Here is a 26,082-nt window from a genome sequence, read left to right on the forward strand (position 1 = left end):
GCTGTCAAAAGCTTGTTTGAAGAGAAAAAGTGAAATTCCGTGCAAATGGGTAATACAACCCACGCTCAATCTGGATGGAAGAAGACCGCCAGATATCGTTAGCGGTAAGTGCCACACGCAGGTTGCTCATGCGCAGCCTTGAATAGACTGACTTGTTGAAATCGTACGACAGGTATACCGAACGGAGCTCCAGCAAGTTGTCTTTTTGTACAAAACGATTGGAGGCAAAAGATGTCCCCAGGTCGGCCACATCTTTAAAGTAAGTATGGTCGCCGGGCTTCTTCCAGCGCTGGTCCAGCACACGGCGGTCTACGTTGAACCTCGGGTCTGCATTTTCCACGCGGTCGGCCAGTGTTTGGTTGTACACATCGGCACCAAAGCGGTAGAAAAAGCTGGCCGACAACATGAAGTTTTTATACGCAATATTGGCACCCAAAAAGCCTTCTGCTTTCGGTGTATAATCGCCCACCGGCACAATGTCTTTTACATCCCACACATAGGTCAGCGAGTCGTTGCGTTTAATAAAGATCTCCTGCCCGTTTTCCGGGTCAATACCCAACGACCGCACTGCGTAAATGGTGTTGAGCGACTGGCCTTCATTAAAGCGCAACAGCGGCACCGAACGGTACTGCCCCGACACCTGCTGTTCGTCGGCTTTGTCGTTGTATTCTTTCAGAGCGTTGGATATGCGCAGGATGCGGTTTTTATTACTGATGGCGTTGGCAGTGATCGTCGCCGTGAACCCGCGTTTTTTTACCACATCATATTTCAGGTTCAGCTCAAAACCATAATTCTCCATGTCGCCCAGGTTGTCTTTGTAAGAAGTAAAACCTGTGGACGGCGGCAACATGATATCCGCCAGCAAGCCCTTTGTGAGTTTGTAATAATAACGCGGCGCAATGGTGAGGCGGTCGCCAAACATGCCAAAGTCGACGCTCACATCATAGTTCTGTGTGCGCTGCCATTGCAGGTTGTCGTTGCCAAACTGGTTTACAATGGCGCCCACACCGGTGGAGTACCAATTGCTGCTGTAGTAAGTAAAAGTTGTTTTAGACAGGTACGGCGGAAACGACACCGCACCGGTAAGGCCCGTACTGGCCCGCAACCGCAACAAGCTGATGGCGGAGCCGCGCAGGAAATCTTCCTTGTGCACATTCCATCCAAGGCCGGCCGCCCAAAAAGGCGCTACGCGGCTATCGGAGCCAAACTTCGAGGAACCATCAGCCCGCACCGATATGTCGGCGAGGTACTTGTTGTTCAAGGAATAGTTCAGGCTGAGGAACGAACCAAACAAGCGGTCGCGGGACACATTGCCGCCCGGCGCAGCGTTCTCTTCGTATCGGTTGGCAAAGCCAATATTGGTGAACCGGTCGTTGGTAAAACCAACCGCGGAAAACGACTTGGTGTCGCTGAGGTAAGTGCGGATATTGGTGCCCAAAGCAAAGTTCAGGAAATGCGCACCGATGCCCTTGTTGTATGTAAGGGTGGCGTTACCATCGAGTGCCGTTTCGCCAATGCCGGTAAAATTGTAGCGGCCGCGGTTGGCGAGCTGGCTGGTTGGGTAAAAATAAAACGTGTTGGACAGGGGCGATTGAAACTGGTCGAACTCGGAATTGATCTTGGTTAAACTGCCCAGGGCACGCAGCCGCAAACCCGGAACAATATTCCAATCGGCAGAAAGCGCTTCGATGATTTCGAGGTACGTGCCTTTATTGAACGAGCTTAAAGTCGAATTATACAACGGGCTCAACACTCTTTCCGTTTGTACGGCACCGTTAGGTGTGTTGCGGTTGGTCCATGCATCAATTTCCTGCAGGGTGTTGCCCAGCGAATCAGTCTTTGGATAATATGGGTTCATCCGCACATATTCGTCAAACCCGCCATAGGGCGACTCCTGCGATTGCACCGATGCAACGGTAAGAATGTTGCGGAACGAAAACTTGCTGCTCGGACTGTACGTGAGGTGCATGCCCAGGCTGTAGCGATTGCGAAACGATTCTTTCATTACACCCGGCGTAGCCTGGTAGCGCATTTCCAGCCCATACCGGATGGACTGCGAGCCACCTTCGAGGAAAAGGGAATGTTTTTGACCAATTGGTGTAGTCAGCGGCTGCGACAACCAATAGGTATTGACGCCGCCCACCACGTTTTGCTTTTTGCGGTAATACAGTACATCCAGCTGATCCTGGCTCAATGCAGGATTGTTGGCGGCATCATACAGACCGGCAAGCCTTTCGTATTCCAGTTTTTCTGCCGCATCTAGCACTTTATAATCGGTGAGGTCCGGCGCCATCGCGTTCAGCTCAAAGTTGTAGGCCAGTTGCAGTTTGCCTTCCTTCGGTGCTTTAGTGGTGATCACCAACACACCGTTTGCGGCACGTGAACCATAGATGGCGGTGGCGGCGGCATCTTTCAGCAAGGTGATGGACTGAATGCGGTTTACATCCAAATCATACACTTTCTGCAGGCTTACTTCAAAGCCATCCATGATGAATGTGGGCAGGTTCATGCTGGTGGCCAGGTTGTTTCGGTCCAGCATGCCTTCGCCGCCAGTGGGCAACGCGGTGGATCCCCGCACATTTACCGCCGGCAGCCGGTTGGGGTCGGAGCCCAGCAGGTTGTTTTCCGTAAGCTTGAATGAAGGGTCAAAGGATTGAATGGCCTGCAGCACATTCAGCGGGTTGTTTTTCTTTAATTCTTCACCGGAAACAGTAGTTGTAGTGCCGGTAAAACTTTCTTTTTTCAACACTTGGTAGCCGGTTACCACAAGGGCTTCCATCGGTGCAGCAGCGAGGCTTAAGCTAACAGTAATCGGGCCCACATCTTTTACCACAACTTCTTTTGCAGTATAACCAACATAGCTAATGATCAATGTAACGCCGGGATCGGCCTGTATCGAAAATTGCCCCTTATCGCCGGAAACCACGCCTGCTTTGCCGCCTTTTACCATAATGTTGGCGCCGGCAATGGGTTTGCCGGTCTCGGCATCTACAACGGTGCCCCGTACATCAATAAAGGCAACCTGCACGGCCTCCACCGGCGCCAGCTTCGGTGCCACTTCGGCCTGTTTTTGCCGTATGCTTACCACCACCGTTTCGTTGACGATGCTGAAGCCGAGCGGCTGGTTTCGAAAGCATTGCTCCAGCACCTGTTGCAGCGGCGCATCTTTTACCTGTATGCTTACGGGCTGCGCTGCCTTTATGGCTTTTGCATTGTAAAAAAAGGTGTAACCGGTTTGCTTCTTGATGTCTTTGAATACCTGCTCCAGCTTTGCGTTGGTGCGGGATAAGGTAACCCGTTGCGAAAAACCGGCAGCACTTACCTGCAGACAGGCAGCCAAAAGTAAAACAGCGGTGAGGTTCATTAGTTTGACGGTTGAGGCCTTCACAAGGGGCCGTCGGGGCCGCACCTTGCAAAGAATACGAAGAATCATACTTTTGCGTTGTTGGTTTTACAATGTTGTTTCATGGCCGTAAGGCCGCGTAGTTGTCTGCTACAAAAACCGTTGTTTTTCCACGCCGGTCGGAAGCGTTGCCGCGCTTCCGATTTTTGTGTCCAAACCTTTTATAAAAATGGCTGCAGTAGTTGCCGCTATTGCATCACCACTATTTTTTTCCCTTCAATCCGGAAACGGATATTGCTCAACTCCAGGATCTTTAAAAGCTCCGTTGCCTTGCTGTTGCGCGGCACTTCGCCGGAAAAGCGATCGCCGGTTGGTGTGCCTTCGTACACCACTTCCACATCGTACCAGCGGGCCACTTGGCGCATCACCGTTTTCAGGTCGGCGTTATCAAATGAAAAGTAGCCATTCTTCCAGGCCACTGCCTGTTCCACGTCGGCGGTTGCCACGTCGATGGTTGCGTCGTTTTTACCAACACTGGCCTGCTGCCCCGGCACCAGCCTGGCCTTGGCCGAAGGATTAGTTACCGACACGCTACCTTCAAGTAATGAAGTGCGCATTTCGCCTTCGTCGCTGTAGGCATTTACGTTGAAATGTGTTCCGTGCACCACTACCCTGTTGTCCGCAGCCGCCACCACAAAGGGTTGTGCGCCGTTTTTTACCACTTCGAAATAAGCTTCGCCGGTAAGTTCCACCAGCCGTTCGGCACCGGTAAAGGCTGTGGGATATTTTAATGAAGAAGCCGCGTTGAGCCAGACCAGGCTGCCATCGGGCAGTGTGAGCTGGTACTGGCCGCCCCTGGGCGTAGCCAGCGTGTTATACAAAACCGCATTGCCCGCAGCGCCGGCGCTGTTGTAAGCCAATCGGCCATCGGCAAGTTTTATGATTTTGCTCCCACCTTGCTGCAACGTGGCGCCGTTGGCGGTACTGTCCAGCAACACTGTGCTGCCATCGGCCAGTGTAAGCGTTGCGGCGTTGGTGCCTGGGAGCAAATCTGTTTGAACGGATTTTGGTGTGGATGCAATTGTAGGTTGCTCCTGATTTGACAACCAATAGAAAATGCCGGTGCCTGCCAGCAGCAGCACTGCAGCCGCAACAGCTAACCGTGGCCAACGAAAAAGGGGAATGACGCGGCCTGTGGGCCCGGCTTGTTTGGTGGCGGCGATCTGCGCTTGTATTTCGGCAAATGCCTGCTCGCCCAGCTCGTCCACCGTAATCGGTTGCTCGGTAATCACCACTTCCGTGTCGGCGCCGTCGGCCGAATCGTACCATTGGTGCAGTTCAGCCTTTTCGGCCTCCGTGGCTTCGCCGCGCAAAAATTTCTCGGCCAGTTTTGATATATGATCAGGAATCATGGTTCCCCATTTCTAACATAGAGACATGGGAGGAACTTTTGTACGCAGGAAATTTCCAGTTTTTTAAAAAAAGAAAAAAGGCAGGGCCGACAGCGCCAATTGTTTGCGGCGGCGGCGCATAAAATCCATCACTTTGGCAGAATAGCCTTCCGCTGTACGCACCGATACACCGAGCATGCCGGCCACTTCTTCCAGCGGGCGGTCGAGCATTTTGTGGTGTACAAAAACGAGCCGGTGCTTTTCGGGCAGCTCGTTAGAAAGACGATGCAGGATTTCGAGCAATTGGCGGTTGTCCAAATCGATGGCTGCAATTTCTTTTGGAGCAGCTACTTTGGCTGCCAGCGCCTGTGCCCGCTGTTTGTTGGCTGTGGCCCGGTACACGGCATAACGCGTCATGGCGGAGAGGTACAGGGGCAGCGAGTGAATTTCGAGGCCTTCCCGTTTTTGCCAGAGCGTCAGAAAAACTTCCTGTACAATTTCCTTGGCATCGTCAGCCGATTGCAGCCGTTTTAACGCAACAAAAAAAAGCTGTTGCCAGTACTGGCGATAGATGGCTGCGAAGGCGGCTTCGTCGCCGGCCTTCAGGCCTTGCAGTAAGTAGCGTTCGTTATCGTTTGTTGGTTCGGACAAAAGCAGATTGGTTTCGGCTTAAGGTAATAAAAAATTAATAAGTCATAACCCTCAACTTTCCCAATTGAGTAGTTTTGGCACCAACAACCGCTATTTGAAATGGCTTTCGCGTTTAACAGAAAAACCTTCCCTACAAACTTAATCGACAAATTTGTTTTTTAAAACATATTAAATTTTATCATTGATAACGGACTAATCTTACCATGATGCCGATGGTGGCGGAAACGGCGATTGGTCGCATTCCGGTTGGTGCAATTACTGCGAATGATTTTGCCACCCAACTTACCTAAATAAAAGAGCATTTCATCAATGGCATAACGAGGTTTAAAACAAAATGCCTTCATCAATCTACACCGACATCGCCCTCCGTTCCTGCTTTGCAAATTGCCGGTACCTGAACACAGCGCCCGCCGAAATAAGCGCCAGTATTGCCACCGCCCAGTACACCCACTGCGGGATGGGTACAGGATCGCCGGCGGCGTAAGAGTGCAGTCCGGACAGATAGTAGTTCACACCAAAAGAAGTCATGATGATGGACGAAAAAGCCCATAGGCTGGCCAGGTTGTACACCAGTGGATTGTTCATGGCGGGAATCAGGCGTAGGTGCAGCACAAATGCATATACAATCACTGAGATAAGCGCCCATGTTTCTTTTGGATCCCAGGCCCAGTAGCGGCCCCAGCTTTCGTTAGCCCACACGCCGCCCAAAAAAGTGCCGATGGCCAATAAGAATAACCCGATGGTAATGGCCAGTTCATTTACAATGGTCAGCTCCTGCAGGCTTACCAGCCATGCGGCCTTTGGCGATGCAGGTTTGAATATTAAAAAAAGTAAACTTAAAAGTGCCAGTATTGCGGCCAACGCCAGCGGAGCATATGAACTAACGATGATGGCTACGTGTATTTTCAGCCAGTAAGAATGCAGCACCGGCATCAGGTTGGTGATCTCGGGGTTAAGCCAGTCGAGGAAGCCTACAAACAACAGCGTACCGGAAAAGAGCAAGCTCAGTGGAATGGTAAAACGGCTTTTGCCCGAAAACAATAAACCAAACAAGAGTATGCCCCATGCCACAAAAACCAGCATTTCAAAGCCATCCGTCCACGGTGGGCGCTGTGCGATGTACCAGCGCAAACCCAAATGCGTGGTAAAAGTGAGGAGCCCCGCCCAACTCATGATCTTGCCGGTGTTCCAGGCAAAGCGCATGGCGCCGTTTTCGCGAAACAACATGGCAATTGCCAATACAAGCATGGCTATGCCCAGCAACCAAAACGGACCGAACAACCGGTTGCCCAGGTTAAGTTTATTGTACAGGAGTTCTGTTTTCAACAGGGCCTCATCGGGGTACACCGTTTTACCTGCATGCTGCTGAAACAAATGCATGTATTCCAGCGCTTCGTCGGCTTCTTTCCATGAGCCGTCTTTCAGCCCTTTGCGCAATGCGCCGAGGTACATGCCAGTAATATTGGCTACAAAATTTGCATCTTCCGCATCAAAGCCCTGCCCCGATTGCTGGCTGGTAAACCAGGTGTTATTCTTGTCCCCTTTGTTGGGAAAAATGCGCAGGAAATCGCCGCTGAGCAGCGCATAAAAAATGTTGAAGCGTTCATCGGTTTTGAGCAATTCTTTATGGCCTTCGTTGCGTTCGGCGGGCTTCAGCCGGTTGGCTTCTTCCACCAGGTCGTGCAATAGGTAATCGCCATCCCCATTTAAAAATTGCTGAAACGAAATGCGGCCGGTTGGCGCAATGCTTAAGGCTTTGAAAACAGGACCTGATTTTTCCTGATCAATTTTAATAACGGGCAGTTGGCTGAATGTTGCCGGATCGAGTTGCACAGCCAGCAGAAATTGTTCTGCCGTCAGCGTTACCTCACCTTCTTTTGCCGGCACTTTAATGGTGGAACGGCCATTGAGCTTGCGTACAATTTCATTGGCCAACGTATTCAGCGGCTTCATGCGGCCGTCCAGGTCCTGAACCACCAGTTTGCCGTAGGCGGCTGCTTTTTCCTGCGGAATGATCATCGGCGGCGCAGGCGTTTCGGCATGCAGCCCGCTGGTACACAACAACAGCAGTACCGCTGTTTTCACCACAGCTGCACGTTTTTTTATGGTGCCCAGTTTTTTGTTCAATACCCTAAACCTGCTGCCCTTCGCAAACAAGGTCAGGAACATGCCAAGGCTCAGGAGAAAATACCCTAGGTATGTAATGTATGTTCCGGGCCGGTCTTGGTTTACCGAAAGCACGGTGCCTTTTTCATCGGTATCAAACGAAGACTGGTAAAAACGATAGCCTTTATGATCCAACACATTGTTCATGAACACGCGGTACGGAAACGATTGTGCACCATCATGCACCTGCAACTGGCTGGCGTAGCTGGCCGGGCTTTGACTGCCGGGATAACGCTCCAGTTCGAATTTTTTCAAATGCAAACCAAAGGGCAGCATTTCCGCTTTGGGCCCGTAAGTAAGGTTGAACAACTTACCACCATGGGTAAACGAATGCCATGCAGGATTAAAGGAAGCAATGGTGATATAACTTTCTGTAACTGGCTTGTTCTCGTTATCGGTCACCACCAGCTTTACCACATCGGGCAGGTTCTTGGCTTCTTTTTTATCGTGCACTGCCTTGTAGGTTAGCGCAGCTTCTTCATGAATTTCTTTAAGCATAAATGCGCCGCTGTCCCACTGGTACAGCGAACGGATTTGCAACGGGGCCGCGTGGCCGGCATGCACCGCGCCAATCTGCTGCGATGCCATTTCCATTACCTGCAGGTGAACATCGGAGCGGATGGTCCAGCCGGTATCATTGCGGAAAATTTTAACCGGTGCGGCCGCATGTTCCGATGTACCCACCACCAGTTTTCCTATTTGCAACGCTGCGCCTTCTTTGATTACAAAATCCTGGCGGCCTTCGCCCTGTGCCGTTGCAAAATCAAAATAAGTATCATCACCTTTTACCATTTCTTCTTTGGCACCGGTAATATATTCCTGCACGGTTACATTGAACTGCTGTCCGCCCAACTCGATGTTTGTGGTAACAGGCTTGTAATTATACGCCACCAGCACCAGCGGTTTTTCGAAACGTTTGCCGCCGTCCGGGTGCTTGAGTTGCAGGTAACGGTTAGCCGAAAAAAAAGTATGCTCCGTGGCACCTTCACGAATGTGGATCACGCCTTCGCGGCCAAAATAACGCGTAACGCCGGCGCCAAGGATAATGAGCACAAATGCAATATGAAACAACCCAATGGGCCACCGGGCTTTTGTGAATAACTTGTACTGGCCTGCATGCGCTATAAAATTAACAGCCAGCCACACCATCAAAAACTCGAACCACCAGGCTTCGTACACCAGCCCGCGGGCCACGGCGGTGCCATGGTCGTTTTCAATAAAAGTTGCTGCGGCCATGGCCACAGCAAACAGGATCAGGAGTATGAGCGAAACGCGGGTGGAAAGTAGGTGCTTCAATACATTCATGCTGTTACAATAAAATCCCGATGAACTTATTTTTCATATTGGGCCTAAAGATCAACATCAGGTAAGCCCAGTTCTGGGTTTGTTTTAAAGAAAAGTTACTCTGTACCCGTTCAAAGGTATCAGAGTAAAACAACTGGCTGTAGCCGCCCTGCAACGATAGCGCATCGTTGATCAGGAAGCCCACCGACAGGTCCACTTCGGTGCCCAGGTAGCGGTCCATTTTTGCACCGGCGGCGTTGTACACATCGGCGTACGACGAAAAATAATGGCCATCCAGTTGGGTAAACAATTTCTGGTTGATATCGAGCCGGCCCCGAACATACAGATCTTTCAAGCCCACCGAACCTTCATGCGCACCACCCACATAAAATAGGTCCATGTAACCATTGTGGAGGTGGTTGGTACCGTACTGCGGCGAAAAGGAACTGCTCTTGTTACTAGTGCCTGCCCGGGTGCCGCTCAACACTTCGGCACCGGCCACCAGGCGCAGCTTGCGGCCCGATGCGGTGTCAATGTTGATCTGTTGCAGCACCTGTGCACTGGCGTCAAAAGCATTTAGTTTGCGGCCGTTTCCGTCTTTGCCCAACTGGTGGTAATAAAAACCCGAGAGTTGTGTATTGCCCAGTGTCAGCCGCAGCGTAGGCACACCAATGGTTTGGCGGTAATGCTGGCCGTCGCCAAATGCGGTGCCTCCCGTAATGGGGCGGGTAACCTGGCGGCCCTCGTTCCAGCCCAGCAGCGAAAACTGCAGCTTGCCGATCACGTTCTCGTAGCGGGCCATTAGCGCCGACTTGTACTGGTTGGGCACCGTAAACGTGTTGTTGGCAAGTTGTTGTCCATCCTGGTTGTATCCGCCGCCAAAATGAAATTTGGCAGTGCCCCGCTCCCATTTTGCCAGTGCAAAATCGTGTGCCCGTGCCTGTAAGGCCCAGTCGAGGTTGCCAAGGAAACGGGCATTATCATAATTCAGTTCCTGGCGGCCCAGTTTTAATTTCCAGGTGGGCGACAGGGCCATTTCCAGCCATGCTTCGTGCACCGAAAGGTTATTGTCGGTAAGCTTTGTTTGCGAAGTATTGCCCCAGGTACGCACATCCTGAACCGAAGCAAAAAATTGCAACGCCGACCGCTGATAAGACGCCTGCAGCCTGGCCCGGTGGGCAATAAATGTGGCAGGATCGAAGCCTTCGGGGAGCGGCCGGTTGTAACCATGGCGGTACTCGGTGCGCTGGATCAGCTGGCCATCGAGGTTGAACTGGGCAAAACTGGCGGTGCTGCAAAGCAAGCCGGACAGGCATCCGGCCAGGAGTACAATTTTTCTCATAATAGTGGAATGAAAAATTTGGGGCAAGCCGCTAGTGAAGTCAAAAGTCAAAAGTCAAAAGTCAAAACTTGCTTTTAGCGGAACACGGTTTTGCCTTTTGAATATTGTCTTTTTACTTAAAACGTAAACTATGTTACCTAGTGCATTTTACTGCAGCATGGTCACTTTCTTCTGTGCTTCGCGGGCCTTGCCTTCCTGCAGCCATTTGGGCACTACCTGCTCCAAAAACTGTGCTTTTACAGCCTTTTCTTTTTCCAGATCCACGCCAATATAAGTTTGCAAAGCGTTTTTATTATTCAGGTCGGGCATTTTTACCACCTGGTTGTGGCCGAACCCTGCCAGCACTCGGGCCAACGAAATACGGGCTTCCTGTATAATGGCCGATGCCGATGCCAGCACCCGGCTCGACTCCAGCGGTGCGTGGAAACCGGCACCATGCGATGCAGCGATATAATCCCAGCGGAACTGCGCATGCCGGATCTGTTGCAAAATGGTTTTCATCTGTGCTTCAGTGGCGCCCAGCTTCCAGGCCTGTTCGGCTTCGAGGTGCGCCATGGCAATATGCTGCTGCACTTTGCGCTGCGTTTCTTTTACCTTTCCCTGCCGCTCATATACGTCCGATACGAGGTCCGACACTTTTTCGCGGTGGCACACAAAGCAGGAGTTTTCTACGTTGGCCAGCGGCGATCCAATGTGGTGATCCGTAAATTTCTGGCCGCCTTCGGTTCCGTACGGCATATGGCAATCGGCGCAGGAAACACCGCGTTTGGCGTGCACGCCAAAAGAGTAAATTTCATAATCGGGGTGCTGAGCTTTCAGCATCGGCGCTTTGCTCAGCGGGTGCACCCAGTCGGAAAAACCTACACTGTCATAATACGCTTCCATGGCTTCCACGGTGTAGCCATTTTTCCAGGGAAAAGTAAGGTAATTAGCACCTGGTGCGTCTGGCCTTTTTTTATCAAAATGATATTCCACGTGGCATTGCGCACATACCAGCGACCGCATTTCCTGGTGCGATGCCTGGTTAATGTCTTTACCCGCAGCCTTGAACGCCTCCACCAGCGCCGGGCGGGTAATGGTGAGGTTCATCGTTTTTGGGTCGTGGCAGTCGGCGCAGCCAATGGGGTTGATCACCTGGCTGCCAAAATCGGGGAGTTTTTTGTTGTAAAATTCTTTTACGCCCACTTCGCTCATCAGCCGGGGCACGTCGGGGCTTTTGCAGGTCCAGCAGGTGCTGGGGATAGCAGTGGTGGAATCCTGCGGTGCACCAATGCGCACCGATGCCAACACATCCCGCACCGCGTGGTTGTGGCCCCGCGGCTGGTTGTATCCTTTACTAAACGAGTAGCCTGCCCACAGGATGATGGTTTCGGGACTTTCTTCCAGCGCATCTCTAAAGCCGCTGGTGTTGTACTTGCTGCTAAATGAAGTGTCCTGCGTTTTTTGATACGACTGATACTGGCGGGGATAGTTCATGCCCCAGAGGCTGTCGCGTGGTTCAATGCCTTCGATGGACACACGGGCATGGTAGGCAAAGCGGCCTTCCGTTCTCCGGTCCATGATCGAATAAACCAACATAGCCAGTAAAAACACACCGATCAGCGTTCCTAAAAAAAGTAGCCAGTTCTTCATTGTGGTGCAATTGTAGTGTGACGCTTATTTTTTTTCCTTACTGTTTTTTTCATCCAATGTTTTCTGCAGCCATGCAGGCACAATAGTGCGGTCTTCAGGGGTATACAGCCGGATGGGTTCGATGGAAATGCCGGTGGCCGACAAGCTTTTCACTTTTCCGTGCGGCACCTCGCGGTGGCAATCCCAGCAAAGGCGGTCGGTTCTTTTGGCGTGGTGGTTTTCTACCATGCCCACCAGTTTCGCATCGGTTACCTGGTCTTGGTGGCAGCGAATGCAGTTGTTGTGGATCACTTCCACCGATGCGCTTTTTGCCTGGATCACCTGTGGCTCAGCCCTCAGGGTAAATATCGACGCATGGTACAGCCCGTCTTTTGCCTTGAAAAAATATTTATTGAAAACGTTGTCGTGTGGCACGTGGCAATCGTTGCAATGTGCTACTTCACGGTGCGAACTATGCGTCCAGGTAAGGTACTGGGGCGTCATCAGGTGGCAGTTCACACATGCCTGCGGATCGTCGGAAAGGTAGGAAGCGGCGTTGCTTAGTTTGAGCATGTACAAACCCAAACCTATAAACGCAGCAACCGCCACGATGGCCACCCGCCGCCAGCGGTGCGGCGGAACGAGGTTGTACTTAAATAAAAACCGTTCAATTCTTCTAAGTCGTCTACCCATGTATTACACCCTTTAAAGAATCTAGGCCCGAGGAATACTAAATATGATGTTAAAGCTAAAGGATTTTGTTTAACAAAAACCATGCATAAACGTGGAATTAATACGCAAACCGTTCAGCATTACAACATTAAATCCGACGGGAGCTAAATAGGCAAAGGATTACGAGCCTTTTGGCTGCGCCGAAAAAAAGCGAAAAACGGAGCGCATTATATTAGGACACCAACCGAAATGCAACAAAAACAACTAACCAACGCTGTTAGACTTCTAAATAAGAATGGAAAGTATTGCCGGTTTAACAAACGGCCGATGAATATTTCCCTAGCTTCGCCAGCCCACATTATGACGAACAGTTTTCTCCTCGAGTTTTTGACCGTGGCCGCCCTGGCCAGCTTTGAAATTTATGCCGCCATACCCGCAGGTTTTGCTTTTGGCCTATCGGCCTGGAGCGTATTTTTTGCCAGCGTAGGCGGCGGCCTCGCAGGCGTGTTTGTTGCCGCATTCCTCGGCGACCGCATCCGGCGCCTGTTCCGCAAAAACAAACCCGAAAGCACAAAACCCCAAACCGGCATGATCTACCGCATCTGGCACAAATACGGCATCATTGGGCTGGGCTTTTTGGGCACCGTCACCGTTGGCGCCCCGGCCAGCCTCGCTGTGGGTATTGGCTTTAAGGCACCGCTGCGCAAACTTATTACCTGGTGCTGCATTGGCGTAGTTACCCGCTGCGTTTTGTTTACGCTGGTGGGTTATTATGGCTTTAAATTATTTTAATATTTCTAAAACAATACCGGCAGCAAGGCCAGCGTTTTTTGATGCTGTGTAAACAAGCCGCAGTTGTTGCAGGAGCCAATGTGCAACACCAACTGTTTTGCACAACAAAACAATAACCTCCGGTTAATGCCTGCGGGTTTAAGATTCAACCAATTTCGAAACTCCTGAATGAACCAAAATACGCAACCCATCATTGTTGTGGAAGATGATGCGGAAGACCGGGAAATATTGAAAGAAGTGCTGGAAAGCCTGAAGTTGCCGTTCCCGGTAAAATACTTCGATGAAGGCAGGGCAGTGCTCGATTACCTCCGCACCACAAAAGACCATCCATTTATTATTCTCACCGATGTCAACATGTCGGGAATGAACGGCATCAGGCTGCGCGAAGAGATCATGAAAGACGAAGCGCTGAGGGTGAAAAGCATTCCATTCGTATTTGTGAGCACCTCCGATGGTAAAGACATGCTGCACAAAATATATGACCTGCAGGTGCAGGGTTATTTTGAAAAACCCAATACGCTCAGCGGCATGAAAACACAATTGAGCCTGATCATTCAATACTGGATGGAGTGCAGGCATCCCAACCAGGTCAAATAAATATCAATGGCCGGAAGTTGAATTCCAGCCACTGATATTTTAGCGGGTTAAATATTAAAAGAAGTAGGTAAAACTCAGTGATGCAAAGAACGGAGTGCCCGGTGTAAAATGTATTTCCGAAACCGGCGCTGCTTCGGCCTTCAGCCGGCTTTCCGTATCAAACTGCGTTTCTTTCCATTTAACGTTGGTGAGGTTTTTAATGGTCAGTCCCAACTCGTATTTATTGCGCTGGTAACCGGCAAAAGCATCCATTACAAAATAGCCTTTAGCCACAACCGAATTATCCTCGGTAGCAGGCCGGTCGCCCATGTAGCGATAACGCAACGATGCATTGATGCCGTTGCCCGATTTTACCGTAAGGCCACCAATAGACGTAAGCCGCGGCGCCAATGGCAGGTAGTCCTCGCCTTTGGGCGCACCCACTGCACGGGCATGCGAATAATTTACATCCACATCGGCATACAGCCAGGCCAAAGGCTGGTAGCGCAGCGAAAAATCAGCGCCGTAACGACGGCTCTTTCCGCTAGGTTCAACAATGCCTTCGTCGCCCACATACACAAATTCCTGGTCGAGCCACAGGTACCACAGGGCAGCGTTTACCAGGAAATTTTTAGCAGGCTTCAACACGGTACCAAAGTCGGAGCCATAAGCCGGCGGCAAAATACGGAGGCCGTTCTGTGGCACCACCACCCGTGTATCATTGGAGTGAAAGCCACGGCCGCTGCTCAGGTAAAACTGGGTCCGGTCGCTGGGGTTGAAGTACACACTCAGTTTGGGGCTCACTGTTGCAGCCGATGCTGTGCCCCTTACATCGCCTTGCAATTTGCCGATGTACTTGTTGTGAAAATAGTCGTAGCGCAAACCGGCGTTGAGCGAAAACAGCGAATTAAGCGTAAGCGTTTCGCTGATGTATGCGGCCCAGTTTTGCTCCCGCACATCGCCTCTTTTAATGGGATTGGTCACAATATCACGGTCACGGGTACGCGATAACTCAGAATCGTAAGTGGCATCGATGCGCACCGCAGCACCAACTTCGGTAGTCAATTCTCGGCTGCCCCAGTAAGCACGTTTGTGGTAGCTGCCATTATATCCAAATAAATCCCGGTCTTCCCGTTGCCTGATCTGGTCGCCGTTTACCGGGTCTTCTTTAAAAAATGTAAAGTTGGAAAAGAGAGTGAAATGATACCGCGAATAATACAACTGGTTTTTAAAATAAGCGCCGTTGTTGCGGGTGGTGGTGAGCAATGCATTGGCATTGTAGCGCGATGTTTTGCCGCCTTCCGTATCATCAATCGCACCAAAGTAACCAATGGTGCCGTCGGACACTGCGCGGTCGGGAATTTGGCCCGAGGCATCCCAGCCGCTTGAAAATGCCGAGGCAGAAAAGCTGAGCGTGTTGTGCCGGTCCAGGGCGCCATGGTATTTACCAAACACATTGATGCGATTGAAATCCTGCGGTGCATCAAAATATCCTTTGGTGTACATGTACTCAGATGCCACATAAGCCGAATGGCCTTTGCTCCTTGCCCGCTCATCGAGCAGGTTGATCATGCCCACGGTGCGCAGCGTGTTGAACATGCCGCCTTCCACTTTTATCGAATTTTGCGGCAGCACATCAAAGGTTTTAAAATCTACAAAACCTGATGTGTTGAAATTGCCTTGTTCCGCATAATAAGTGCCTTTTTTAAACCGCACATTGCCGATCAGTTCAGGTATTAAAAAATGCAGGTCGGCATAGCCCTGGCCGTGTGCATGCGATACCATGTTTACCGGCATACCGTCCACACCAATACTGATGTCGGTACCGTGATCAATGTCAAAACCACGCAGAAAAATTTGTTCTGCTTTGCCGCCACCCGCATGCTGGCCAATAAAAAGACCCGGCACCATGCGCAACACTTCCTGGCTGTTGTTGATGCCACGCAGCTTGATATCTACCCTACTGATGGGCCGGTATTGTTCGCCGGCACCGGTGGTTACCGTTACATTGCTTAATTGAATGGATGTGGGCACCAACACAAAACTGGCGCCTTCATTTTGTAGCCCGCTTAGCTTTGTCATTATCGGCTCGTGGCCAATAGAACGAATCTGGATGGCAGTGTCCCCAGTAGTTTGCCTAAAGAAAAACCGGCCGCTTTCGTCTGTAAAAGAAACCTGGTTGGAAGGTTGCAAGGTCACCAGGGCGCCTTCAACCGGCAGGGTGGTTTTGCGGTCGGTAACGATGCCCGAAAAATGGGCCTCTTGTGCAAATAAACGGGGTGCCCAAAAAAGCAGCAGCAAGTAAAGATTTCGCATGAATACAACTTGGAATTGCCGCGAAGTAAAGCATTTATGCAAAAAAGGCTGAAACCAGGTGTGGATGCAGGTTTGAACCAATAAGAAAAATGCAAAAGGCAAAAGTAAAAATTCAAATAGAGAACACCGTAATCAGTGCTACCACCAGTTTTTTAATTTTTACTTTTGCCTTTTTACTTAAAACGTATTTACTGCAATTACTAACTAAGCCACTTTGCTTAAGAAATCAGCAGCATATGTTCGGGGGCTTTTGCCAATGGTACTTTTAAATACGCGGTTGAAATTGGTAATGCTATTAAAGCCGCAATCATAGGCAACCGCCGACACGCTTTCATATTTTCCGCCCACCAGTCGCTTGCACGCTTCATTGATGCGCACTTCATTTAAAAACGTAACAAAGGTTACCCTTGTGTGTTTTTTAAAATAGCGGCAAAATGCAGGCGGCGTCATATACGCAGCAGCGGCCACTTCTTCCAGCGTCAGGTCGCGGTGGTAGTGCTGCATGATATAATTGTAAATATTGGAAATGCGCATGCCTTCCTGGTCGCTGAAGTCGCGGGGCTCCACGTTGGAGGTAAGCGGGTTGATGTGCTCAATGGAACTAAGCGATTTAAGCAACTGGAAAAACTGCATCAATTGGTCCATGCCCGATGCATACTTGATGCTGAGGATGCGGGTGGAAATATCGCTGAACGAATCCTGCGGCACCTGGAAGCCGCTGTAATTGCTCGAAAAAAACGTGTACACGTTTTTCAACTCGGGCAGCGAAAAAAGCGAAGCCAATTTGCCTTGCGTGTTGAAGAAAATAGTGAGGGTGTGGATGCCCTCGGCAACGCTCTGCTCGAGGTAAGCGCCATCGCTTTTAAACACATGCGGCATGTTGGCGCCGATCAGGTACACCTGGTTGGGAGCAAAGGCATGCATGTTGTTGCCTACTACCAACGTGCCGGCTCCTTTCAGTATCAGCGTCAGTTGAATTTCTTCGTGGCGGTGCAGGTACGGATAGAAATTCGGTTGAATATCTTCCTGAACCAACAAGGTTCTGTCCTGCGCAGCAGGAATGGTAAATGGCAATACTTTCATGGTCGGTGGTTTTCGGTGATCCTGTAAAAACAAGTTTAATTTACAGAAAATTAACCCAATGATAATCAACCGCACCCCTTTTGGGTTAAAATATGGTAAGTAGTGGCAAAAATGCTGCAAAATTTAACCTGATGCAAACAGTGCAGCGGCCGAGCGTAGTCGGATAATTTTCCATCTTCCACCCGGGCTCCGCCAACAATTTCCCATTTAGAACAGTGCAACGGATGCCATTTTACCGCAATGCTAACTGATTAAACTGCCGGTCAATATTTGCTCAAAAAGGATTAATAACCGGCAACAGCCGCAAAATCATGTGGTGTGAAGTTTACCTATCTTCCGCTCTTCGTAGTTTTTCCCTTTCCTATTTATGACAGATCAAGAATTCAAGCCTTCCCTCAAATTACTGGATGCCACCATGATCGTTGCGGGCTCCATGATCGGTTCCGGAATTTTTATTGTGAGTGCAGACATTACCCGCAACGTGGGCAGCGCCGGCTGGTTGATGGCCGTGTGGCTCATCACCGGGTTTATGACCGTAACAGCTGCTCTGAGTTATGGCGAGCTGAGCGCCATGTTTCCCAAAGCTGGTGGCCAATATGTTTACCTAAAAGAAGCGTACAACCCGCTCATTGGTTTCCTCTATGGCTGGAGTTTTTTTGCCGTAATTCAAACCGCCACCATTGCTGCGGTGGGTGTGGCTTTTGCAAAATTCACCGCTTACCTCCTACCGCAATTCCGCGAAGACCTCGTTGCTTTCGACCTCGGATTTTTAACGGTTTCGCCGGCGCAATTGCTGTCCATTGCAGTTATCGTTTTGCTCACGTACCTCAATACGCCGGGCATTAAAAACGGCAAGTTTATACAAACAACATTTACCCTCACCAAACTCCTGAGTTTATTTGGCCTCATCATCTTTGGGTTGCTTTCCATCAACCCCGATGTGTGGGCTGCCAACTGGAGTGATCCCTGGACCCTGCAAAAACTGCAGCCCGATGGCACCATCAGCAGCTACACAACTATGGCTGCACTGGGCGCTATTGCGGCCGCAATGGTGGGTTCTATTTTCAGCAGCGACTCGTGGAACAACGTTACATTCATTGCTGGCGAAATCAAAAACCCCAAGCGCAACATCGGGCTTGCACTTTTCCTCGGTACACTCATTGTAACGCTGGTGTACCTCGCCACCAACATCATGTACACCGCGGTGCTGCCATTACAGGAAATTGCGTCGGCCGACAAAGACCGCGTAGCAGTGGTGGCGTCGAATGTGATCTTTGGAAATGCCGGCACCATCATCATTGCGCTGATGATTATGATCTCGACCTTTGGGTGCAACAACGGGATCATCCTGGCCGGTGCACGGGTGTATTATACGATGGCACAGGATGGATTATTTTTTAAAAAAGTAGGTACGCTTAATAAAAATGCAGTACCCGAATATGCGCTTTGGCTGCAATGCGCCTTTGCTGCGGCCTGGTGCCTCAGCGGCCGCTACGGTGATTTGTTGGACATGATCTCATTTGTAGTAGTCGGTTTTTACATGCTCACCATTGCAGGCATTTTTATCCTGCGCAAAACAAGACCCGATGCACCACGTCCCTACAAAGCATTCGGCTACCCCGTACTGCCAATTATTTACATACTCATGGGACTCACCTTCTGCACGCTGCTGATCATGTACAAGCCCAAATTTACCTGGCCCGGCTTGATCATCACGTTGCTCGGCATTCCTATTTATTACATGGCAGTTGCGAATAAGGCGAAGAAGATTGAGCAATAGAAAGGAGCGTCAAAATTCAAAAGTCAAAAGTCAAAATGGGAAAGCAGTGCGGAATGCATTTGTTTTCCCATTTTGCATTTTAGGGAATCACATATCGCTTTTTTGTCTTAGGACATTTCATAGCAATGCAAGATTGCAAAACAATGATTTACTACATTACTTGGGAGGATTTTCAAAGGCACTGCAGGGATCATCATTGATCTAATAAACATATAGTCCTAGCCTACATTACTTTTTATTTTTTGCAGGTAGAATAGCCTAATAACAAACGCTTATAACAAGCGCTCAATCCTGCCCTTTTGACTTTTTACTTTTGCCTTTTGACCTAATCACTCCCGAAAAACACAAGGGCCCGCTGTAAAAACAGCAGGCCCGCTTTGTTTGTGTATGCCAAGAAATATTTACAGCTCGCTGATATTGCGTTTGGGCGGTTCCACACCGTGCAATTGCTTGACAAAAAAGTCGCGTTTCTTTTTGCGGCCGTATGCGCCGCCATCGCTGTGGCCCATGCCGGGTATGGCCAAGAACTCGAAGTCTTTTCCAGCTTTGATCAGCGCATCTGCCACTCGGTAGGTCGATTCGGGCGGCACGTTTTCATCGGCTTCGCCCACCACCAGCATCAGCGCACCTTGCAGTTTGTGTGCATTGGTAATATTCGATTGCTCATCGTAATGTTTGCCCACCGGGTAGCCCATCCACTGCTCATTCCACCACTGCTTGTCCACGCGGTTGTCGTGGCAGCCACAGGCCGACACAGCAGCATCGTAAAACTCGGGGTGAAACAACAATGCACCTGCGGAGTTTTGCCCACCGGCCGATGTACCGTAAATGCCCACCCGCGACGTGTCGGCATACGGATACTTCTGCGCCAGCGCTTTCATCCATAAAATGCGGTCCGGGAAACCGGCGTCCGCAAGGTTTTTCCAGGCTACATCATGAAAAGCTTTGGAACGGTTGTACGTGCCCATACCATCAATCTGCACCACGATGAAACCAAGTTCGGCAAGGCTTTGGGGCTCACCGTAAGCACTGAATGTTTTGGGCACAAATGAGCCTTGCGGTCCTGCATAAATTTGCTCGATGATGGGGTAACGTTTTGCCGGGTCAAAGTTGCTGGGGCGGAACATTACGCCCCAAATATCGGTGGTGCCATCGCGGCCTTTAGCCACAAAAACCTCCGGGTATTTCAAGCCCGTGGCAGCATAAGCCGAAACATCGGCCTGCTCCAATTGCATCATTTTTTTACCATCGCTGGTGCGGTGCAGTTCCATCACGGTGGGCATATCCACCCTCGAGTACTGGTCGATATAATATTTGCGATTAGGCGAAAATAACAAGCGGTGATTGGCATTAGGCGCGGTTAATTTCACCAGGTTCTTGCCATCAAAGCCAATGCGGTAATAGTGTATGAAATAAGGGTCTTCGCCTTCATTCATGCCGCTCGCCTGGAACCAGATCTCCCTTTTCTTTGTATCGATGCTGTCCACTTCACGCACCACCCAAGGCCCTTTTGTTACCTGCACTTTTTCTTCGCCGGTGCGTTCATCCACCAGGTAAATATGGCGCCAACCGTCTTTCTCCGTTACCCATATGATCTCATTGCTTTCAGGCAGGTAATGGGTTAAAATGCGCTGCTCAAAAATGAAGGTGGCCGTCTTTTCATCCACCAGTTCTTTGGCGGTGCCGTTTTCCGCATTTACTTCCGTGATGCGGAACCGCTGGTGGCCGCGGTCGGCACGCTCAAAAGTAAAATAGCGGCCGTCGTCTTTGCGCCAGTTGATGAAAGGCGCACCGCCATAATCAATCACATCGATGCCCACCTTCGTGGCCTTTTTTTGTGCCGGGTGAAACAGGAACATTTCATAGCTCGTGTTTTCATCTCCGGGCTGCGCATAGCCCCGCGATTTCAACTCGCCGCGGGTACCCGATGCCGAAGTGAGCACATAATGCACTTGTTTGTCCTGCACCGGCTTGATGCGGTAGCCCACTACCGTTTTGCTGTCGGGCGACCAGCTCAGTTGCCCATATGGTTTTTCCTTGGTACCATCGTTTGTTAATTGCACCGGGGTGCCGCCTGCTGCAGGCCGCACAAACACATTGTAGTCCTGCACAAAAGCCACCCATTGCTTATCGGCTGATACACTGTCGGAGCGAAAAGCACGGGCACGGCGCCGCACCGGTCCCACTTCATCGGGGTTGCCGGCGTTCCAGTTGTTGCCACGCGGCCCCACATCCGTTGCTGCAAACTTTGCCGGCACATCGGTGGTTGTTGCGGTATAATCTTTCAATGAAACCTTGTACCATTCGCCGCCCCATTGCACCACCAAATCACCTTTGCCCACCACCATATTGGTGAGGTGCAGCCTGGCTGCGGTGGCCGGCTTGCCACTTGCTTTGGATAGCGCAGCAGCCATGCGCCCCTGGTCAAACGCTGGCTTTTTCTCTCCTTTTGCAGGGTCCACAATCCAGTATTCAAATGCGCTGTCGCGCAATACATTGCGGTACCAAAAACATTCGCCGTCATCGAGCCAGCGCGGCTGCAGCGAGGTTTTAAAAACCGTCTGCCGCACCGTGCTGTCCATTATTGCAGCCTTGCGATAGCGCTCCAGCATCTCAGTTCGGCTGGGTTGGTAGGCGGGCAAAAGGGCTCCTGAAACTTTTTCTTTTTGCGTCGTGTGCATGGGCGACGGGGCTTCCTGTGCCATCAGCGGCCCGGTGCCCATAGCCGCAGCCACGGCCATATATAAACAATTGCGCAGCAACATCTCTCCTAATCTTAAAAAAGGGTAAATTATAAAAAAACAGCGCGGTGGCGTTGGTGGTAATTAACCCGCATTTTCCAATTATTAACCGGCACCATCCTGCCCACAAACAAGAACAGCCCCGGTTTCGGGGCTGTTCTTGTTATTAAATAATCGTTATTTCAACTTCCATTCATGTATACCGGAGGCATGATTTTCCGGCAGCTGCACTTCCAGTTTCATCGCCGTTGTTTTTACCGGCTCAAACTTTACCGTGTTGTACCGGTCTTTGGCCACTTCGTATTGCGTAGTGGTTTTTACCGGCAACCATTCGTTGCCGCTTTTGTACAAAATGCGCCAGGATGCAGGCACACGGGTGCCGCCAAAAGGTGCATCATCAAACCAGTAAATGCTCGATTCGGAAACGGTCTTTTCGCTATCGAAATCGTATTGCACCCATTCCAGCGAATTCTTTTTAGGCCACCAATGAAAATACAGGTTGGCGTGATCGTTCGAGTTGGCGGGCTCCGCCTGGTCGTTCAGCGCCAGCAGCATGGTTTTGCTGGTTACCGATGCCGACACTTTGCTGGTAGAAGCAATGGTGGGTGCAGGTTTCGGCTTTGCCGCCGACTCTTCATAAGGAATCCACACCATCATTTCGCCGGTACCGCGGTTGGCCCAGGAAAAATATGGAATAGCCGTTACGGGCTGGCTTGTTTTGATCAATGCATCTGAGTTTACCTGTCTTTTGGCGCCTACGCCGGTTGTGTTCAACACCATTACACCTCCCAACAAATCGTTGCGAAACTGGGCTTGCACCGGCGCAGCCTTATCGATCAAAATGTTTTGCACCGAACTGTCTTTATTATCGGCCCATTCCAACGTGTACACCAACGGCCCGCGTTGCAATGCAAAACGGCCGTTATCGTCCTTCACGGATTGGTGCGCCAAAACTTTTTGCGTTTCCATTGGGAAGTGCACCTGCACCTTATCGCCTTTTTTCCATTTGCGGTTCACCACTGCATAACCTTTTTCCATGGTGTACGCCACAGGCTTGCCGTTCAGTGTCATCATCACAGGCTTGTTTTGCTTGCTGGTAAACTGGTACAGGTCACCAGGCACTGGTTTGCCCAATGCCCAACCGGGCACCCGCACTTTCAGTGCAAACTGCGCTTCTTTAGCCGGGTCGATGGTCATGGCCACCGTGCCCTGCCAGGGATATTCTGTTTCCTGTTTGATATTTACGGCAGTTACCGGCAACTGAATTTTACCGGTGTTGCTCATAAACAGGTTTACATACAGATCGTTGTTGTTTTGCGCATATACATAGCCGGGAAGCGAAGGCAAAAAGCGGGTCATGTTGGAAATGCAGCAGGCACAATCATACCAGTCGCGGCGTGGGTGCTGCCCCATTGACGCCAGCGGGTTGGGGTAAAAAAACTGTTGCCCATTGAGCGAAAGCCCCGACAGCAAACCGTTGTACAGCGTACGTTCCAGCACATCGATGTAGCGGGCATCGCCGTGCAACTGAAACATGCGGTTGTTCCAATACACATTGGCAATCGATGCGCAGGTTTCGGCATACGCCGACATATTGGGCAGCTGGTACGCAGCGCCAAAGGCTTCGCCGGCGCCGGTTGCACCAATGCCACCGGTGAGGTACATTTTTTTATTCACCACATCGGCCCAGATATGATCAATGGCGGTGAGGTAACTTTTATCGCCAGTAAGAGCAGCTACATCGGCCATACCAGCATACATATACGTAGCTCGCACTGCATGGCCTACGGCTTCGTGCTGGTCCACTACTTTTTTGTGCGCTTGTCCATACTCGTTAGGCCGCTGGCCGGGGCGTGGGCCACGAACATCAAGGAAAAATTTAGCGAGGTCGAGGTATTCCTTTTTGCCGGTGGAGCGGTACAATCTGGCCAGGCCCATTTCCACCACCTGGTGGCCAGGGTAGCGTTCTTCCTTTCCAAAACCAAAATCACGCACCAGCAGGTCGGCGTTTTTGGTGGCAATATTGAGCAACGATTTTTTACCGGTGGCTTTGTAATGCGCTACTGCGGCCTCGTACAGGTGGCCCGAGTTGTACAACTCGTGGCTCAGGTCTTCTTCTTTTTCCCAACGCTTGGTGCCCACCCACTCGTGTGGCTTTGCGGGGTTGATGGTGCGGAATGTGAACAGATAACCATCCGGTTCCTGCGCATCGGCAATAACGGCAATGAGGGTATCGAGGTAGCGCTCCAGTTTGGGATCGGGCTTTACCTGCAATGCGTAAGAAGCACCTTCTATTACCTTGTAAATATCGGTGTCGTCAAAAGTGTAAGTCGTCAGCTTATCGCCGGGAATCTTTTTTGCGGCACGCAAAAAATTATCGATGCGGCCGGTGGTCTTTACTTTATCCAGCACATACGGGATCGTCACATTTGCATTCAACTCCATTTTCGGCATCCAGAAGTTGTCGTGCACATGCACCTGGGTAAAATCAACGGGCTGAATGGGGTAGTCAGCGCCCTTTTTTTGTGCACTCACCATGCCTCCGCCAAGTGCGATGGCAACGGCGGCCAGTGCAAGCTTCTTTTTTGTTTCACAAATCATATCCAACAGGTTTTATAAAGCACTCATTGAAATTATGCGCTTATTGCGTAATTGAAAAAAAGCCCGCGGACAAAAGGCCACAGGCGTAGTGCTCACTTCAAACGTTACAGGAAAAATATGTTTTAATATCCGGGGTTTTGTTTCAGGTTTGAGTTCTTAACCAGTTCTGCTTCGGGCAGCGGGAACAGCGCTTTGTTGGGCGATGTTGGCCGGTGATTAAACCATGTTTTGGTACTGAATACACCAAAGCGGATCAGGTCCTGCCGGCGGCGTGCCTCGGCTGCAAACTCCCAGCCCAGTTCATCAAGGAAACGGCCAAACTGGATATCATCGCCACCCTGGTACTCACTGATGGTGCCGTTGGTATTGTAGTAACCGTATTTGTACGAGCTGCCCATCATCAGTTGCGCACCGGTTACGGTGGCTTTGGCCGGGTTTGCTTTAAATGCACGCTGGCGCACCTGTGTTACAATTTCGGCGGCTTCATTAGCTTTTCCGGTGCGCAGCAGGGCTTCTGCTTTCATCATCAGCACATCGGAGTAGCGGGCCAGCGGGTAGTCGGTGCTGAGGGCACCACGGGCACCAATCTTGATCTCGTATTTACCAATGCGGTAGCCCTGGTTGCTGCCCGAAAGCGCCAAACCATCGAGGTGCTTGGTGTAGTTGATCACCACTGCGCCGGTAGTTGCATTGAGCTGCGGGCCCATGATCCAGGTGTCTTTCAACCTTGAGTCATCGGGATCATAAGTATCAATAAACTGCGGCACCGCAGCATTGCCACCCCAAGGCTGTGCTGCCATGCTCAGCACTGCACGATGCACAGGATCGAGGGTTTTCATGTGCATGTTGAACTGCGTGGCTTGTATCTCGTCGTATGGCACGGCGAAGATGAGTTCCTTGGAGTTGTGGTTATCGGTTTTGAATGGTGCTTTGTAATCAGCTTCCAATACGTAACGGCCCGGTGCCGCTGCAATGATGTCGTTACATTCCTGGATCACTTTATCCCACTGCGGTGTGCCGGTGTACACGCCTGCATTGAGGTACACTTTTGCCAGCATGGCCTTTGCAGCCCATTTGGTAAAGCGGCCATAGGTCGACTGGTCTGCTTTTTCATTCAGCAGCGGAATGGCATCAGTGAATTCTTTTACTACAAAATTGTATACTTCAAGGCGGGTGCTTTGCTTGGGTAACGATACATCTTTGTAATCGGTAACGATGGGCACATTGCCGTGGTTATCGAGCAGGTTGTAATAGTAATAAGCCCGTGCAGCTTTCAGCTCGGCTACCAGTTGTTCTTTACCGCTGGCAATAGGCACTTCGCCCGATTCCATCTGGTAAATTACCCGGTTGGCGGTATTGATGCCGCGGTAGCAATGTTCCCAGAGGTTTTGCGGCTGCCACTGCACGGCGTTCCAGGCATGCTGGTGCATGCGCTGGTAAGTGCCGCCATCAAACCAACCGTTCGGGCGGGCCGGCGTTACAATTACATCGGCTGCTTCTTCCTGCAGGTCGAAGTTGCCCTGCCAGGATGCATGCATGCCCCGCAGGTTGGTGTACACTGGTGCAATGATGGTTGGAATGTCCTTTTCGGTAGGCACAAATTCTTCAGTAGGCACCCGGTCGTACACCGTTTCATCAAGTTTGGTGCAACCATTGAGCAGCGTTGCTGTGCCGAACAGCACTACCGCAAACGAAGCTTTTATATTTCTGTTCATTGTTTAAGCAGATAAATT

15 protein-coding genes are annotated in these 26,082 nt (G+C 50.7%); 3 read left to right on the forward strand and 12 right to left on the reverse strand.

Going from position 1 to position 26,082, the window contains the following annotated elements; genetic code table 11:
- Nucleotides 1-4 precede the first annotated feature (4 nt).
- From DRJ53_RS12730 to nrfH, 7 genes are all read right to left on the reverse strand, one after another.
- On the reverse strand, nt 5-3,364 hold the full coding sequence (locus tag DRJ53_RS12730) for a SusC/RagA family TonB-linked outer membrane protein (RefSeq protein WP_114236024.1): 3,360 nt from the start codon (nt 3,362-3,364) through the stop codon (nt 5-7).
- A 227-nt stretch (nt 3,365-3,591) separates the two neighbouring features.
- The gene (locus tag DRJ53_RS12735) at nt 3,592-4,755 is read right to left on the reverse strand and encodes a FecR family protein (protein ID WP_114236025.1); all 1,164 of its coding nucleotides are present in this window, start codon (nt 4,753-4,755) and stop codon (nt 3,592-3,594) included.
- Between the two features lie 63 nt (nt 4,756-4,818).
- Nucleotides 4,819-5,385 (reverse strand): RNA polymerase sigma factor, encoded by a 567-nt coding sequence (locus DRJ53_RS12740; protein ID WP_162303867.1) that lies wholly within the window; start codon nt 5,383-5,385, stop codon nt 4,819-4,821.
- Between the two features lie 348 nt (nt 5,386-5,733).
- The gene (locus DRJ53_RS12745; RefSeq protein ID WP_114236027.1) at nt 5,734-8,856 is read right to left on the reverse strand and encodes a cytochrome c biogenesis protein CcsA; all 3,123 of its coding nucleotides are present in this window, start codon (nt 8,854-8,856) and stop codon (nt 5,734-5,736) included.
- Between the two features lie 4 nt (nt 8,857-8,860).
- A complete protein-coding gene (locus tag DRJ53_RS12750) occupies nt 8,861-10,177 on the reverse strand; it encodes an alginate export family protein (RefSeq protein WP_114236028.1) in 1,317 nt (438 codons plus the stop codon).
- Nucleotides 10,178-10,324: 147 nt separating this feature from the next.
- Nucleotides 10,325-11,809 (reverse strand): ammonia-forming cytochrome c nitrite reductase subunit c552, encoded by a 1,485-nt coding sequence (locus DRJ53_RS12755; RefSeq protein WP_114236029.1) that lies wholly within the window; start codon nt 11,807-11,809, stop codon nt 10,325-10,327.
- Nucleotides 11,810-11,833: 24 nt separating this feature from the next.
- Nucleotides 11,834-12,481: a cytochrome c nitrite reductase small subunit gene (nrfH, locus tag DRJ53_RS12760; protein ID WP_114236030.1), complete on the reverse strand. Its 648-nt coding sequence runs from the start codon at nt 12,479-12,481 to the stop codon at nt 11,834-11,836.
- Between the two features lie 306 nt (nt 12,482-12,787).
- On the opposite strand from nrfH, the gene DRJ53_RS12765 reads away from it, so the two are divergent.
- Nucleotides 12,788-13,252 carry a hypothetical protein gene (locus DRJ53_RS12765; protein WP_123893547.1) on the forward strand — a complete coding sequence of 155 codons (465 nt, stop codon included), beginning with the start codon at nt 12,788-12,790 and terminating at the stop codon, nt 13,250-13,252.
- A gap of 168 nt (nt 13,253-13,420) precedes the next feature.
- Nucleotides 13,421-13,849, forward strand: coding sequence for a response regulator (locus tag DRJ53_RS12770; protein ID WP_114236032.1), 429 nt, complete (start codon nt 13,421-13,423; stop codon nt 13,847-13,849).
- A 54-nt stretch (nt 13,850-13,903) separates the two neighbouring features.
- Here the strand turns inward: DRJ53_RS12770 and DRJ53_RS12775 are convergent, their stop codons facing one another.
- A complete protein-coding gene (locus DRJ53_RS12775; protein WP_114236111.1) occupies nt 13,904-16,144 on the reverse strand; it encodes a TonB-dependent receptor in 2,241 nt (746 codons plus the stop codon).
- 204 nt (nt 16,145-16,348) lie between these two features.
- Complete coding sequence (locus DRJ53_RS12780) at nt 16,349-17,227, reverse strand: AraC family transcriptional regulator (RefSeq protein ID WP_114236033.1); 879 nt, start codon at nt 17,225-17,227, stop codon at nt 16,349-16,351.
- 367 nt (nt 17,228-17,594) lie between these two features.
- Between DRJ53_RS12780 and DRJ53_RS12785 the strand changes: the two genes are divergently transcribed.
- Nucleotides 17,595-19,007 (forward strand): APC family permease, encoded by a 1,413-nt coding sequence (locus DRJ53_RS12785; protein ID WP_114236034.1) that lies wholly within the window; start codon nt 17,595-17,597, stop codon nt 19,005-19,007.
- A 401-nt stretch (nt 19,008-19,408) separates the two neighbouring features.
- Here DRJ53_RS12785 and DRJ53_RS12790 read toward each other — a convergent pair whose 3' ends face one another.
- The 3 genes from DRJ53_RS12790 to DRJ53_RS12800 all read right to left on the reverse strand — a co-directional run bounded on the left by DRJ53_RS12790 (nt 19,409) and on the right by DRJ53_RS12800 (nt 26,064).
- Nucleotides 19,409-21,748 (reverse strand): S9 family peptidase, encoded by a 2,340-nt coding sequence (locus DRJ53_RS12790; RefSeq protein ID WP_206609781.1) that lies wholly within the window; start codon nt 21,746-21,748, stop codon nt 19,409-19,411.
- 177 nt (nt 21,749-21,925) lie between these two features.
- Nucleotides 21,926-24,349: a glycoside hydrolase family 127 protein gene (locus DRJ53_RS12795; RefSeq protein WP_206609782.1), complete on the reverse strand. Its 2,424-nt coding sequence runs from the start codon at nt 24,347-24,349 to the stop codon at nt 21,926-21,928.
- A gap of 122 nt (nt 24,350-24,471) precedes the next feature.
- On the reverse strand, nt 24,472-26,064 hold the full coding sequence (locus DRJ53_RS12800; protein ID WP_114236035.1) for a RagB/SusD family nutrient uptake outer membrane protein: 1,593 nt from the start codon (nt 26,062-26,064) through the stop codon (nt 24,472-24,474).
- Nucleotides 26,065-26,082 lie beyond the last annotated feature (18 nt).

It is taken from the genome of Paracnuella aquatica (genome assembly GCF_003332885.2).
GTDB classification, from domain to species: Bacteria; Bacteroidota; Bacteroidia; order Chitinophagales; family Chitinophagaceae; genus Flavisolibacter; species Flavisolibacter aquaticus.

Bases quoted from the DNA above. Each gene is read 5' to 3' on its own strand.
- DRJ53_RS12730 (WP_114236024.1), bottom strand. From the start codon at position 3,364: ATGAACCTCACCGCTGTTTTACTTTTGGCTGCCTGTCTGCAGGTAAGT.
- DRJ53_RS12735 (WP_114236025.1), bottom strand. From the start codon at position 4,755: ATGATTCCTGATCATATATCAAAACTGGCCGAGAAATTTTTGCGCGGC.
- DRJ53_RS12745 (WP_114236027.1), bottom strand. From the start codon at position 8,856: ATGAATGTATTGAAGCACCTACTTTCCACCCGCGTTTCGCTCATACTC.
- DRJ53_RS12750 (WP_114236028.1), bottom strand. From the start codon at position 10,177: ATGAGAAAAATTGTACTCCTGGCCGGATGCCTGTCCGGCTTGCTTTGC.
- DRJ53_RS12755 (WP_114236029.1), bottom strand. From the start codon at position 11,809: ATGAAGAACTGGCTACTTTTTTTAGGAACGCTGATCGGTGTGTTTTTA.
- nrfH (WP_114236030.1), bottom strand. From the start codon at position 12,481: ATGGGTAGACGACTTAGAAGAATTGAACGGTTTTTATTTAAGTACAAC.
- DRJ53_RS12765 (WP_123893547.1), top strand. From the start codon at position 12,788: ATGAATATTTCCCTAGCTTCGCCAGCCCACATTATGACGAACAGTTTT.
- DRJ53_RS12770 (WP_114236032.1), top strand. From the start codon at position 13,421: ATGAACCAAAATACGCAACCCATCATTGTTGTGGAAGATGATGCGGAA.
- DRJ53_RS12775 (WP_114236111.1), bottom strand. From the start codon at position 16,144: ATGCGAAATCTTTACTTGCTGCTGCTTTTTTGGGCACCCCGTTTATTT.
- DRJ53_RS12780 (WP_114236033.1), bottom strand. From the start codon at position 17,227: ATGAAAGTATTGCCATTTACCATTCCTGCTGCGCAGGACAGAACCTTG.
- DRJ53_RS12785 (WP_114236034.1), top strand. From the start codon at position 17,595: ATGACAGATCAAGAATTCAAGCCTTCCCTCAAATTACTGGATGCCACC.
- DRJ53_RS12790 (WP_206609781.1), bottom strand. From the start codon at position 21,748: ATGGCCGTGGCTGCGGCTATGGGCACCGGGCCGCTGATGGCACAGGAA.
- DRJ53_RS12795 (WP_206609782.1), bottom strand. From the start codon at position 24,349: ATGATTTGTGAAACAAAAAAGAAGCTTGCACTGGCCGCCGTTGCCATC.
- DRJ53_RS12800 (WP_114236035.1), bottom strand. From the start codon at position 26,064: ATGAACAGAAATATAAAAGCTTCGTTTGCGGTAGTGCTGTTCGGCACA.